This is a genomic window from Odoribacter lunatus (genome assembly GCF_943193135.1).
In the GTDB taxonomy this organism is placed as follows: Bacteria; Bacteroidota; Bacteroidia; order Bacteroidales; family Marinifilaceae; genus Culturomica; species Culturomica lunata.
Genome location: NZ_CALPCZ010000007.1, coordinates 63,851 through 76,817, shown reverse-complemented (window position 1 = coordinate 76,817; position 12,967 = coordinate 63,851). Strand labels below are relative to the sequence as shown.

At 43.9% G+C, this 12,967-nt stretch carries 12 protein-coding genes; 10 read left to right on the top strand and 2 right to left on the bottom strand.

Going from position 1 to position 12,967, the window contains the following annotated elements; genetic code table 11:
* Window position 1: 1 nt before the first annotated feature.
* Together smpB and NFR61_RS04740 are read right to left on the bottom strand one after the other, a co-directional pair.
* Window positions 2-454 (bottom strand): SsrA-binding protein SmpB, encoded by a 453-nt coding sequence (smpB, locus tag NFR61_RS04745; RefSeq protein WP_251621114.1) that lies wholly within the window; start codon window positions 452-454, stop codon window positions 2-4.
* Between the two features lie 4 nt (window positions 455-458).
* Window positions 459-1,040 carry a hypothetical protein gene (locus NFR61_RS04740; protein ID WP_251621107.1) on the bottom strand — a complete coding sequence of 194 codons (582 nt, stop codon included), beginning with the start codon at window positions 1,038-1,040 and terminating at the stop codon, window positions 459-461.
* 226 nt (window positions 1,041-1,266) lie between these two features.
* Here NFR61_RS04740 and NFR61_RS04735 point away from each other — a divergent pair, with 226 nt between their 5' ends.
* The 10 genes from NFR61_RS04735 to murC are packed head-to-tail and all read left to right on the top strand — an operon-like array spanning window position 1,267 to window position 12,965.
* Window positions 1,267-1,722, top strand: a complete 456-nt coding sequence (locus NFR61_RS04735) for a division/cell wall cluster transcriptional repressor MraZ (RefSeq protein WP_277613054.1) — start codon at window positions 1,267-1,269, stop codon at window positions 1,720-1,722.
* A 9-nt stretch (window positions 1,723-1,731) separates the two neighbouring features.
* Window positions 1,732-2,640, top strand: coding sequence for a 16S rRNA (cytosine(1402)-N(4))-methyltransferase RsmH (gene rsmH / locus NFR61_RS04730; RefSeq protein ID WP_251621103.1), 909 nt, complete (start codon window positions 1,732-1,734; stop codon window positions 2,638-2,640).
* 11 nt (window positions 2,641-2,651) lie between these two features.
* Window positions 2,652-3,026: an FtsL-like putative cell division protein gene (locus NFR61_RS04725; protein ID WP_251621101.1), complete on the top strand. Its 375-nt coding sequence runs from the start codon at window positions 2,652-2,654 to the stop codon at window positions 3,024-3,026.
* Window positions 3,027-3,030: 4 nt separating this feature from the next.
* Window positions 3,031-5,136 (top strand): penicillin-binding protein, encoded by a 2,106-nt coding sequence (locus NFR61_RS04720; RefSeq protein WP_251621099.1) that lies wholly within the window; start codon window positions 3,031-3,033, stop codon window positions 5,134-5,136.
* Between the two features lie 3 nt (window positions 5,137-5,139).
* Window positions 5,140-6,600 (top strand): UDP-N-acetylmuramoyl-L-alanyl-D-glutamate--2,6-diaminopimelate ligase, encoded by a 1,461-nt coding sequence (locus NFR61_RS04715; protein ID WP_277613053.1) that lies wholly within the window; start codon window positions 5,140-5,142, stop codon window positions 6,598-6,600.
* 5 nt (window positions 6,601-6,605) lie between these two features.
* Complete coding sequence (mraY, locus tag NFR61_RS04710; RefSeq protein WP_251621097.1) at window positions 6,606-7,856, top strand: phospho-N-acetylmuramoyl-pentapeptide-transferase; 1,251 nt, start codon at window positions 6,606-6,608, stop codon at window positions 7,854-7,856.
* Between the two features lie 17 nt (window positions 7,857-7,873).
* Complete coding sequence (gene murD, locus NFR61_RS04705; RefSeq protein WP_251621095.1) at window positions 7,874-9,214, top strand: UDP-N-acetylmuramoyl-L-alanine--D-glutamate ligase; 1,341 nt, start codon at window positions 7,874-7,876, stop codon at window positions 9,212-9,214.
* 16 nt (window positions 9,215-9,230) lie between these two features.
* Window positions 9,231-10,466 carry an FtsW/RodA/SpoVE family cell cycle protein gene (locus NFR61_RS04700; protein ID WP_251621094.1) on the top strand — a complete coding sequence of 412 codons (1,236 nt, stop codon included), beginning with the start codon at window positions 9,231-9,233 and terminating at the stop codon, window positions 10,464-10,466.
* Between the two features lie 13 nt (window positions 10,467-10,479).
* Entirely contained in the window at window positions 10,480-11,592 is a 1,113-nt protein-coding gene (gene murG, locus NFR61_RS04695) for an undecaprenyldiphospho-muramoylpentapeptide beta-N-acetylglucosaminyltransferase (protein ID WP_251621092.1), read from the top strand.
* Entirely contained in the window at window positions 11,577-12,965 is a 1,389-nt protein-coding gene (murC, locus tag NFR61_RS04690; RefSeq protein WP_251621090.1) for a UDP-N-acetylmuramate--L-alanine ligase, read from the top strand. The genes murG and murC overlap by 16 nt, the downstream gene beginning before the upstream one ends.
* Window positions 12,966-12,967: the final 2 nt, after the last annotated feature.

Sequence of the window (12,967 nt, the reverse complement as noted above, 5' to 3'; positions counted from 1 at the left end):
TTTAGTGTTTCATGGCGCGGTCCATGTCTTTTTTGGCATCTTTCAGTTTTAGGGATTCCCGTTTGTCGTATTCTTTTTTACCTTTTGCAAGGGCTATCCGTAATTTTGCCCAGCCCCGATCTGTCAGGAACATTTTGGTGGGGACGATGGTAAGTCCCGCTTCTTTTACGTTGCGTTCCAGTTTACGCAGTTCTTTGCGGGTGAGCAGTAATTTCCGTTCGCGTTTTTCTTCGTGGTTGTAGTAGGTGCCCAACCGGTATTCGGCGATGTGTATGCCTTTTACCCATAGTTCGCCTTTGTGAAAATAACAATAGGAGTCCACAAGGCTTGCTTTGCCTGCCCTGACGGATTTTATTTCGGTGCCGGTAAGGATAATGCCGGCGTTGTATTCTTCGACGAATTCGTAATCGAAGGAGGCACGGCGGTTTTTTATATTGATGTTGTTTTGTGTCATGGTTTTATAAATTGAATGCCGGCAAGTGAAATAAAATGGTCAGCAGTTTATGAATAATAACCGGAATAAAAATGATGGCTAAACCGGTAACGATAAATAAGTTCGTTTTTTGTACGGTTGTCAGCTCAATAGTTTGATTGATGCCGGTATAAAGTGTCCTTAGAAATAGTAAACTTATCAGATTCAGCAGTTGTCCGATGAAGTTGCCTCCGAAAGTAAAGGACAGATTGTGGAATAGCAGGAATATGACCGAACTGTACACAATAAGAGATAAGGTCGTATTGACAGGAATTTGTTCTTTTCCGATCAGGTATTCCCGAATTAACAGATAAACTAAGTATATGCCGAAAAAATCGGATGCGAAAGCGATGAGTCCGTATATGATTGCATGTAAAAAATTCAGTCTAATGAGGCTGAATAATAATACGATAAAAGAAATAGCGATACAAAATGACAGGAAACGTTTGGAAAAAAGAGCATTGTTTCCGGAAAAATTTTCCGGAATATGATTCCATGCTTCTGTTGGATGAAGTAAGAATCGGCGGATGGTTTGAAACCAGAATTTTATGTCATTTCCGTTCTGCATGGTACAAAAATACGATTTAATTTTAAAATTATAATCGGCCGCAATAAAGTATTCGGACGGGAATTTTGTGTTAAAGTTAGGGGTGCGGTGTAAAAAAGTGGGAGAAAGTGGTAGAAGATGGGAATATTTTATTTAATTTTACCTTTTGAAAGTATGGTGTTGTTGGAAGATGTTTATGTTTTTTAAGTGATTGAATTTTTGTTTGTTAAGTTGAATAAAAAGAGTTATGGCTTCGTTTATAGGGGATTATTCATGTAAGGCAGACAGTAAATATAGAGTTATGATACCCGCGGCCTTCCGGAAAGTGATGGCGGAGCTGGGGCAGACGGTTTTTGTCGTTCGGCGGAATGTATTTGAGGCTTCGTTGGATATGTATCCGTATAAGGAGTGGGAGGCTTTGGTGAGTGGCGTGCAGGCTAAATTGAATCTTTTTAATCCTCGGCATGCAGCTTTTATGCGGGAATTATACCGAGGGGTACAGGAAGTGGAAATGGATGCTAGCGGGCGGGTTTTGCTTTCAAAGAAAATATTGGAAGAAGTGGGGATTGACAAAGAATTGGTTTTGGCGGGACAGGATTCCAAAATAGGTGTATGGGAACCGCAGCATTATGAAGCTGTAAGAGTGGATGGAGAGGATTTTGCCCGATTGACACAAGAGGTTTTTGACGAACAGAATAAATAGGCGTTTTCAATGGCGGAATATCATGTGCCGGTATTATTGCGGGAGTCCGTGGACGGTTTGGATATTAAACCGGATGGGGATTATCTTGATTTGACGTTCGGGGGCGGAGGACATTCGCGGGAAATTTTACGGCGATTGGGAGCAGGACGGTTGATGGGTTTCGATCAAGATGAGGATGTGTTGCCGAATATTCCGGAGGATGAACGTTTTGTTTTTGTCAATCATAATTTCAGGTATTTGCAAAATTTTGTGCGTTATTACGGTTGGGGACAGGTGGATGGTATTTTGGCGGACCTGGGGGTTTCTTCGCATGAATTTGATGAGGCGGAAAGAGGATTTTCGTTTCGCTTTGATGCGGAACTGGATATGCGGATGAATCGTCGGAGCGTATTGAAGGCTTCGGATGTGCTGAATGATTATCCGGAAGAACAGCTTTTGAGTATATTCCGGAATTACGGGGAGGTGGAAAATGCCGGCAGGCTGGTCGCGGCGTTATTGAAGGCTCGACAGGAGAAAGCTATCGTATCATCCGATGATTTGTATCGGGCTATATTGCCCTGTGTGCCTAAGATGAAGGAAAAGAAATATCTGGCAAAAGTATATCAGGCGTTGCGGATTGAAGTGAACGGGGAATTGGATGCCTTGAAAGAGATGTTGGTGCAGACGGCGAAAGTATTGAAGCCGGGGGGACGGTTGGTTGTTATTACTTATCACTCGCTGGAGGACAGGATTGTGAAGAACTTTTTCAAGACGGGTAATGTCGAAGGAAAAGAGGAAAAAGATTTGTTGTACGGGCGGGTGAATAATGCTTTTGAGCTGGTGAACCGAAAGATTATAGTGCCGTCGGAGGAAGAGATTGCAAGTAATCCAAGAGCGAGAAGCGCGAAATTGCGGATTGCCCGAAAAGTGGAAGAATAGAGAAATGAGTTATGGGATTGTTTGATAAGACGAAAGATTTTATTTCACCCAACGAGGAGTTGAAAGAGACGGTAGGCACGTCTGTAAAGGAGTTGCTGGACGGACGTATTTTGGCGGATAAGGTTATCCGGCGAAATATGGCGTTTATTTTGTTTTTGACGTTTTTGGGTATTGTTTATATAGCCAACGGTTACGGTACGGAGAGACTTTATAAAAGAAAAGTGGCCATGGAACGGGAAGTGAGAGATTTGCGTTTCAAGTCGATTACGACAGCAGCGGATTTGATGTTTATAAGCAAACAGTCGGAGGTAAAGAAAAGAGTGAATAAAGAAGGTCTTGAATTGCAAGAGAGTAAGGAACCTCCCATAAAGATATATAAGAAGTAGGTTTATGTCAATGAAGAGCGAAATAGTATGGCGTGTCGGGATAGTGTATATCCTGATGACGATACTTGCCGTCTTGATTGTGATGAAGGCTCTTCATGTACAGATGTGGGAAGGGAAAGAGTGGAGAGATAAAGCGGGGTCGGTACGGGTCCGGGATTTTGAGGTGGCTCCGAACCGGGGGGATATATGTGCTACCGACGGCAGGATATTAGCGAGCTCGGTGCCTTATTACGAATTGCATGTCGATTGGAAGGTGGTGTCGGAAGAAGTTTTCCGTACAGGTGTGGACAGTCTGGCTTTGTGTTTGTCGAACTTTTTTAAGGATGAGAGTGTGGCTTCTTACAAGAAGCGTTTGAAAATAGCCAAGAATCCGAGGAACCGTTATTATTTGTTGAATAAACGCAAGGTTTCGTACAATGAATTACAGGAAATCAAGAAGTTTCCGATATTTCGGTTGGGCAAGAACAAGGGGGGCTTGATAGAAGTGATGAATAGCGACCGATTGCAGCCTCATAAGGATTTGGCAACCCGTACTATCGGTTACTTGAATAACACGGAAAGCAGTGGCCGGGAGGGAAGGGTCGGTATTGAAGGTGCTTTTGAAAATGAATTGAAAGGGATTCCGGGACGAAGCGTGAAACAGATGATGTCCGGTACGTGGGTACCGGTAACTGTAGAGGAACCGGAGGATGGAAATGATGTGATTACGACCATAGATGTCGATTATCAGGATATTGTGCAGCATGCTTTGTTGCGACAGTTGGAGAAATTTGAGGCACAAAAAGGTACGGCGGTGTTGATGGAGGTGAAAACGGGAGATGTGAAGGCTATTGCTAATTTGTCGCGTACGCCTGACGGGAGGTATCGGGAAGATATGAATTATGCAATCAGTGATGCGGGTGAACCCGGTTCGGTGATTAAGGCGGCGACGATGATTGCTTTGTTGGAAGACGGATTCGTGGAACCGGAGGATACGGTGAATTTGGGAGGTTCGGGAAAGTATCAGTTTTATAAGAATTATCTGACAGAATCGGATAATAAGAAGCCTGGTAAAATTACGGTGCAGCATATTTTTGAGACGTCGTCTAATGGTATCGCCAAACTTGTGTATGATTATTATAATAAGCAGCCGGAGCGTTTTGTGAACCGTTGGTGCGGATTGGATTTGGATAAGAAGTTGGGTGTAAGGCTGCGGGGTGAGGGCGAGCCTTATATAAAGCATCCGGGGGATAAAGAATGGACGGGTATTACGCTGCCGTGGATGAGTATTGGGTACGAGTTGAAGATTACGCCTTTGCAGGTATTGGCTTTTTATAATGCCATTGCGAATGACGGACAGCGTATGCGTCCCCGTTTTGTGAAGGAAATTCGGAATCGGGGAAAGGTGGTGAAGGTTTTCGAGCCGGAAGAAGTGGGTGGAAGGATATGTAGCCGAAATACGCTGGTTAAAATACGGGAGATGCTGAAAGGTGTGGTGGAGAATGGTACGGCAAAAAATATCCGGACAGATAAGTATGCTATTGCGGGAAAGACGGGAACAGCGCGTATCGCAACGGGAACGAAAGGATATGGAGATAAGAAATACCGGGCAAGTTTTGTGGGATTTTTTCCGGCGGATAATCCGCTTTATTCTTGTATTGTGGTGATAGATGGCCCTTCTTTGTCGAAAGGGTATTATGCGGCACAGGTTTCGAGTCCGGCATTTAGGGAGATTGCCGATAAGGTATACGCCATTGCTTATATGCATTATGGAGAACAGCAGGTATTGGCAGAAAGTACGTTGCCTGTCAGTAAAAATGGTTTGAAAAAGGATTTTCAACAGGTGTTTGATATGTTGGGTATGGAGTGGGAAGGACAAGAAGAGGTGGTAGAGAATGATTGGGTGATTACTTCCAGCGGGGAGAGTGAGCATATCGTATTGAAGCCCCGGCGGATTACAAATGCTGTGGTGCCGAATGTAAAGGGAATGGGATTGCGGGATGCGTTGTTTGTGTTGGAAAATGCGGGATTGAAAGTGGGGGTGACCGGTTCGGGAATGGTGCAGAAACAGTCGTTGGCTCCGGGGAAGGAAATAAAGGAAGGTGCGTTTATTCAAATAGAATTAAGATAAGGCATGGAAAGATTGCAGGATTTATTAATGGATGTGGTTTATGAGGAGATACGCGGAGGGGAGGAATGTTTGGTAAATGGTATTCATTTTGATTCCCGAAAAATCAGGAAGGGGGATGTGTTTGTGGCGCAACGGGGTGTGAGTGCGGATGGACATGCTTTTATAGCGAAAGCGGTGGAGGCGGGAGCTGTGGCAGTGGTCTGCGAGGAGTTGCCGGAGGATTTGGCAAAGGGCGTGTGTTATGTGCAGGTTGCGGATTCTTCGGAAGCGTTGGGAAAAATGGTTGCCAATTATTACGGGAATCCTTCCCGGAAAATGAAATTGGTAGGCGTGACGGGTACGAATGGAAAGACGACAACGGCAACGCTGTTGTATGAACTGCTTCGTCTTACGGGTAAGAAGGCGGGATTGCTTTCTACGGTTTGTAATTATGTAGATGATGAGAAATTCCCTTCTACTCATACGACGCCCGATGCAGTGGAGTTGAACGGTTTGTTGAAAAAGATGGTGGATGCAGGATGTGAATATTGCTTTATGGAAGTAAGTTCGCATGCAATTCATCAGAAAAGGATTGCAGGACTGGATTTTGACGGTGCTATATTTTCAAATATCACGCACGATCATTTGGATTACCATAAAACTTTCCGGGCTTATATTGAGGCGAAGAAAGGTTTTTTTGACGGGTTAAAAAAAGAGGCTTTCGCTTTGACCAACGCGGATGACAAGAACGGGGCGGTGATGTTGCAGAATACGGTTGCCCGGCGTTACAGTTATTCCTGCCGTACGCTGGCGGATTTTAATGCCAAGGCGGTGGAAAGACGTTTGGACGGTACATTATTGCGTTTGGACGGTCAGGAAGTATGGGTGAAATTTACGGGTGATTTTAATGTATATAATTTGTTGGCGGTTTATGCGTCGGCTTGTCTGTTGGGTCTGGAGAAAGAGCAGGTGTTGCGTGCAATGAGTATGTTGGTGCCCGTTTCCGGTCGTTTTGAGACGATTTTATCTAAAGAAGGAGTGATGGCGGTTGTAGATTATGCCCATACTCCTGATGCACTGGAGAATGTACTTTCGACCATAAACGGCTTGAAAGGAAAAGGGGCGGTTGTTTATACGGTGGTAGGTGCCGGTGGAGATCGGGATAAGACGAAGCGTCCGGAAATGGCGGATGCTGCTTGCCGATACAGCGATTTTGTCGTCTTAACTTCAGATAATCCCAGAAGTGAGGAACCCGAAGCGATTATTGCGGATATGATGGCAGGGGTGAAAGAAGAGTATGCGGATAAGGTACAAACAGAGACAGACAGGAAAGAGGCTATCCGGAAAGCATTGACGGTGGCTGTAAAGGGGGATATTGTATTGATAGCCGGTAAAGGGCATGAAGATTATCAGGAGATAAAAGGTGTGAAGCATCATTTTGATGATAAAGAAGTGGTAAAAGAAATTTTTAATATTCAATTTTAGTCGGTATGTTGTATTATCTTTTTAAGTATTTGGATGAGTTGGACTTCCCGGGAGCGGGCATGTTTCATTACATTACTTTCCGTTCGGCTTGTGCGATTATTTGTTCATTGTTTTTGTCAACGGTTATCGGTAAGCGGGTAATCCGGATTTTACAGAAACAGCAGATAGGAGAGGAAATCCGCGATTTGGGGCTGGAAGGGCAAATGCAGAAAAAGGGTACACCGACGATGGGGGGAATTATTATTTTGCTGTCGATATTAGTGCCGGTGTTGTTGTTTGCCCGTTTGGGAAATGTATATATCCAACTGATGATTATTTCAACAATTTGGTTGGGAGCTATCGGATTTTTGGATGATTATATTAAGGTATTTCGTAAACACAAGGAAGGCTTAAAGGGGCGTTTTAAAGTAATCGGCCAGGTAGGCTTGGGATTGATTGTGGGGATTACATTGTATGCCAATGAGGATGTGGTGATTCGGGAGCGGGTGAGCATATCCGAAATCGGTCACGTGGCAACTGTTGTGGATGAAGGTTTTGTGGGGGAAGGTGTGCAGAAGGCTTTGACAAAGGATGTAAAATCGACGAAGACAACGATTCCTTTTTTTAAAAATAATGAGTTTGATTACGCTTGGTTTACATCATGGGCCGGTCGGTATTCGGAAGAGTTTGGGTGGGTATTATTTGTCATTATTACGATTTTAATTGTAACAGCCGTTTCAAACGGTGCAAATCTGACGGACGGTTTGGATGGGTTGGCGACGGGAACCTCTGCGTTGGCGGGAGTTACCTTGGGTATCTTGGCTTATGTGTCAGGAAATATGATGTATGCAGATTATTTGAATATCATGTATATACCTCATTCGGGGGAATTGGTGGTATTCGGTGCGGCGTTTATCGGAGCAACGGTCGGTTTTTTGTGGTATAACTCATATCCTGCTCAAGTTTTTATGGGCGATACGGGAAGTTTGGCATTGGGGGGTATTATTGCGGTATTTGCGATTATGATTCATAAGGAGTTGTTGATACCTATTTTGTGCGGCATTTTCTTAATGGAGAATTTGTCGGTTGTCATGCAGGTAAGTTATTTCAAGTATACAAAAAAGAAATACGGGGAAGGAAAACGAATTTTCTTGATGGCTCCTTTACATCATCATTTTCAAAAGAAAGGAATTCCGGAACCGAAGATTGTAAACCGTTTTTGGATTGTAGGGATTATTTTGGCGGTGCTTACGATTGTAACGTTGAAAATAAGATAATTGATTAAGGCTATAAGATGAAACGTTTGGTTGTTTTAGGGGGAAAAGAGAGCGGCACGGGAGCTGCCTTGTTGGGGAAGAAGCAAGGATATGATGTGTTTCTTTCCGATATGGGGCGGATAGAAGAGAAATATAAGGCGATTTTACAGAAAGAGAAAATTGTTTTTGAGGAAGGGGGACATTCTGTCGAGCGGATTCTGGAAGCGGATGTAGTGGTGAAAAGTCCCGGTATTCCTGATTCGGCGCCTTTGGTGGTTCGTTTGCGGGAGAAAGGGGTAGAGGTGATTTCTGAGATTGAGTTTGCAGGAAGGTATACCGACTCCCGAATGATTTGTATTACGGGAAGTAACGGCAAGACGACAACAACGTTGCTCATTCATCATATTTTGACGCAAGCGGGTGTGGATGCCGGTTTGGCGGGGAATGTCGGGAAAAGTTTGGCATTGCAGGTGGCGCAGGATGCTCATCCGGTATATGTGGTGGAATTATCAAGTTTTCAATTGGACGGGATGTTTCGTTTTAAGGCGGATGTTGCGGTATTGACTAATATAACTCCGGATCATTTGGATCGGTATGACCATAAATTTGAGAACTATGTTGATTCCAAGTTCCGGATTTTACAGAATATGGATACATCGGGATTGTTTATTTACGGTAAGGATTGCGATGTGGTGAAGGAGAGAGTGGAAGGAATGAAGCTAATTCCGGCTTGTGCCGGATTTACGTATGGAACGGAGGTAGAGAGAAACGGTGCTTACATGGACGGCAATCATGTGGTTGTACAGTGGGAGAATCGGCGTTTTTCGGTAGATAAGGCTGATATTAGCATTCAAGGCAGGCATAATGTATATAATGCGATGGCTGCCATTCTGGCGTGTATCCGCATGGGATTGACAGATGAGGCTATTCGGCTCGGTTTGAAGAGTTTTCCCCAGGTGGAACATCGTTTGGAGACGGTAGCGGTAAAGGGGGGGATAACTTATATCAATGATTCAAAAGCGACCAACGTGGATTCCGCTTGGTATGCTTTGGATAGCATGACGGCTCCGGTGGTTTGGATTGCCGGAGGAACAGATAAAGGAAATGATTATGAGGTGCTTTTACCTTTGGTGAAAGAGAAAGTGAAAGTGTTGATTTGTATGGGCGTGGATAATAAAAAATTGATAAACAGTTTTTCGCCTGTTTGTGAGGTGGTGGATACGCATAGTCTGGAAGAGACGATGATTGAAGCACGCAAGCGAGCTCGGCAAGGTGATGTAGTATTGCTTTCACCGTGTTGTGCCAGTTTTGATTTGTTTAAAAATTACGAGCAACGGGGGGAATTGTTTAAAAAGCAAGTGAAAGCTATTCCGGATTGATTTTAAGATATGGTATATGTTTAATTGGCAGAATAAGATAAGTTTTAAGGGAGATAAAGTACTTTGGTATGTGATTATCGGGTTGATGATTGCTTCCGTGATGGTGGTGTATTCGTCCACCGGTCGGTTGGCATACAGCGTGAAACATGGGAATACGAGTTTTTACCTGATAAAGCAACTTATCTTGATGGTGGTGTGCTTTGTGCTTATCTTGGGATTGCAGTCGGTTCATTACAGGTATTTGTTTAGATTTTCCAAGATTATTTTGGGCATGTCATTCATATTCCTTTTATGGGCGAAATTTGCGGGGACGAATCTGAATGATGCTGATCGCTGGATTACAATCCCGGGTATCGGATTTACTTTTCAGCCTTCGGAATTGGCAAAAATCGGGGTTATTTTGTATGTAGCCCGGATTATTACTTATTATCAGACGGAGAGAGGCTGTAGTGATGAAGCGTTGAAAAGTGTTTTGCTCTATGTAGGTCCGGTAATATTTCTGATATTTCTGGATAACTTTTCAACCTCTTTTTTATTGGGGCTTATTTGTATGACCATGTTGTTTGTGGGGCGTTTGAGGTTGCGTTTGATGTTTATGTCAATAGGAGCATTGCTTGGAACGGTCGGATTGATTTTATTATTGGCATTTACCGTGCCGCAGTTTGAAAAAATCGGACGTGTGGCGACAATAAAAGCTCGGATAATGGCTTTTTTTAAAGGTGGTCAGAAAGAGGGATATGATTATCAGGCAGAGCAAGCTAAAATTGCTGTGGCGAAAGGCGGTTTTTTAGGAGTTGGACCCGGTAACAGCGAGCAGCGTAATTTTCTGCCGCACCCTTATTCCGATTTTATTTTTGCCATTATTATAGAGGAGTATGGCTTGGTGGGAGGAGGCGCAATTATGCTATTTTATTTGATTGTATTATTTCGGGTGGGGGTGATTGTAAGAAAGTGTACACGTACTTTCCCGGCATTGTTGGTAACGGGGTTGGGGTTGAGTATCGTTTTTCAGGCTTTTGTGAATATGGGGGTTTGTGTGGGAGTTTTTCCGGTGACGGGACAGCCGTTGCCATTGGTCAGTATGGGAGGAACGTCGTTATTGTTTACAAGTGCTGCTTTGGGAATGATATTGAGTGTCAGTCACACATTTATGGATGAAGAGAAGGTTTTGAATGAGAATACAGAGGAGGGGGAAGAGGAGAATAAAGAAGAAATAGTTGGGGTAGAGAGTGAAATTCCCGGATATGAATAATTAAAAAAGTTGTATGAAACGAATTATTGTAAGCGGAGGTGGAACCGGAGGACATATTTTCCCGGCGTTGTCAATAGCCAATGCGTTGAAGCATATGGACAAAGAGGTGGATATTTTGTTTGTGGGTGCGGAGGGAAAGATGGAGATGGAAAAAGTGCCGGAAGCGGGGTTCCGGATTGTGGGTCTACCTGTGAGGGGATTGAAAAGAAAGTTGTCATGGGAGAACGTGAAGGTGCTGATTAATTTGTGGAAGAGCTTACAGAAAGCAAAGAAGATTGTAAAAGAATTTCATCCCGATGCAGTGGTCGGGGTCGGAGGTTATGCCAGCGGTCCGATCGGACGGGTGGCTGCCAAAGCGGGGATCCCGTTGGTGTTGCAGGAACAGAATTCGTATGCCGGTGTGACGAATAAATTGTTAGGAAAGAAAGCTGCTAAAGTGTGCGTGGCTTACGAGGGGATGGAGCGTTTCTTTGAACCGTCGAAGATTATTTTTACCGGAAATCCTGTACGAAAAGATTTAATGAATGAGGAAGGGAAACGTCAGGAAGGCTATATTTATTACGGGTTGAATCCGGAGAGAAAAACGGTTTTGATTACGGGCGGCAGTTTGGGGGCCGGTACGTTGAATAAAATGGTAAAGGAACATTTGCAGGAGTTGGGAATATGGGAGGATGTGCAGATTTTGTGGCAGTGTGGTGGATATTATTATGAGAAATTGAAAGAGGAATTGGCTGGGCTGTTACCTGAACAGATAAAATTGACTGCTTTTTTGAAGCGAATGGATTTGGCCTATGCGTGTGCGGATATTGTTGTTGCCAGAGCGGGCGCCGGTACGATTTCGGAACTGTGCTTGCTTAAAAAGACGGTAATATTGATTCCTTCTCCGAATGTAGCCGAGGATCATCAGACGAAAAATGCGATGGCGTTGGTGAATAAACAAGCTGCTTTAATGATAAAGGATGCAGAGGCTGTCGGGCAATTTGTTCCGGTTTTGTCCGGATTGCTTCAAAATGAAAAACAATGCCGGATGTTATCCGAAAATATAGGTCGATTGGCCATTCAGAATTCGGATGAGAAGATTGCTTCTGAGGTTCTAAAGTTGATAGATAGATGCAAAGAGAGATGAAAAGCATATCGGAACAGATTACTCATGTCTATTTTGTGGGGATAGGCGGTATCGGCATGAGTGCATTGGCTCGTTATTTTAAAGCGAACGGCTATCAGGTCGCAGGGTATGACCGTACTCCTTCGGATTTGACGAAAGAGTTGGATGAGAAAGAACATATTGCCGTTACTTACCGTGATGCGGAGGATGCAATCGGTGTGGAATACCGCGATAAGGCGAACACATTGGTAGTATATACGCCTGCCGTTCCGAAAGATAATAAGTTGTTGCTGTTTTTTGAGAAAGAGGGTTTTGTATTATATAAACGTTCGGAGGTTTTGGGGTGGTTGTCAGAGAAAGGTAAGGCATTGTGTATTGCGGGTACGCATGGGAAGACAACGACTTCAACATTGCTGGCTTATTTGCTGTATAACTCGTCGGTGGGGTGTAATGCTTTTTTAGGCGGAATCTCAATGAATTTCGGCACTAACTTGTTATTGGATATCTCCTCTCCTTATATAGTAGTGGAAGCGGATGAGTTTGACCGTTCTTTTTTACGGCTGACTCCGGAAATTGCCGCTATTACGGCGATGGATGAAGATCATTTGGATATTTATGGTAATCGGGAGAATTTAGTGGCGGCTTTTGAGGAATTTGCCTGTAAGGTGAGGAAGGGAGGAAAAGTATTTTTGAAAGAGGGGTTGAATTTAAGGAAAAGTAAGGTATCAGGATATTATGGTGTCGAGACACCTGTAGATTGTTATTCAGATCGGTTGAGAATAGACGGGGTGTATTCCGTATTCGATTATCACGGAATGAAGGCCGAGATAAAGGATTTAAGACTGGGAGTCCCCGGCCGAATGAATGTGGAGAATGCAACATTGGCAATTACGTTGGCATTGGAGGTTGGTGTGAAACCGGAGGAAATAAAAGAGGCATTGCCTGGTTTCAGGGGGGTATTGCGGCGGTTTAATATCCATACTTCAGGGCAGGTGATTTATGTAGATGATTATGCACATCATCCGAGGGAGATAGAGGCTGTATTAGGAGCTATTCGGGAAGTGTGGCCAGAGAAAAAATTGACAGTGGCTTTTCAGCCGCATTTGTATTCCCGGACAGCGGATTTGCATGATTGGTTTGCCCGGAGTTTGAATATGGCAGACGAGGTGATATTGCTGGATATTTATCCGGCTCGGGAATTGCCAATGCCGGGCGTTACTTCCGAATTAATCCGTAAGGATGTAACGAAACCTTCTACGGTTCTTACTAAAGAAGAGTTTTTTAACTTCGTGGAGGAGCATGTCAAGGAGGGAGTTTTTGTAACGTTGGGAGCCGGGGATATAGACCGTTTTGTTCCGATGTTATCGGAATTTTTTAGAAAAGAGAGAAATTAGCT

Coding starts and splice junctions, on each gene's coding strand:
- murG (WP_251621092.1), top strand. CDS start 10,480: ATGAAACGAATTATTGTAAGCGGAGGTGGAACCGGAGGACATATTTTC.
- NFR61_RS04725 (WP_251621101.1), top strand. CDS start 2,652: ATGGGATTGTTTGATAAGACGAAAGATTTTATTTCACCCAACGAGGAG.
- NFR61_RS04715 (WP_277613053.1), top strand. CDS start 5,140: ATGGAAAGATTGCAGGATTTATTAATGGATGTGGTTTATGAGGAGATA.
- NFR61_RS04700 (WP_251621094.1), top strand. CDS start 9,231: ATGTTTAATTGGCAGAATAAGATAAGTTTTAAGGGAGATAAAGTACTT.
- murD (WP_251621095.1), top strand. CDS start 7,874: ATGAAACGTTTGGTTGTTTTAGGGGGAAAAGAGAGCGGCACGGGAGCT.
- murC (WP_251621090.1), top strand. CDS start 11,577: ATGCAAAGAGAGATGAAAAGCATATCGGAACAGATTACTCATGTCTAT.
- NFR61_RS04735 (WP_277613054.1), top strand. CDS start 1,267: ATGGCTTCGTTTATAGGGGATTATTCATGTAAGGCAGACAGTAAATAT.
- rsmH (WP_251621103.1), top strand. CDS start 1,732: ATGGCGGAATATCATGTGCCGGTATTATTGCGGGAGTCCGTGGACGGT.
- NFR61_RS04720 (WP_251621099.1), top strand. CDS start 3,031: ATGTCAATGAAGAGCGAAATAGTATGGCGTGTCGGGATAGTGTATATC.
- smpB (WP_251621114.1), bottom strand. CDS start 454: ATGACACAAAACAACATCAATATAAAAAACCGCCGTGCCTCCTTCGAT.
- NFR61_RS04740 (WP_251621107.1), bottom strand. CDS start 1,040: ATGCAGAACGGAAATGACATAAAATTCTGGTTTCAAACCATCCGCCGA.
- mraY (WP_251621097.1), top strand. CDS start 6,606: ATGTTGTATTATCTTTTTAAGTATTTGGATGAGTTGGACTTCCCGGGA.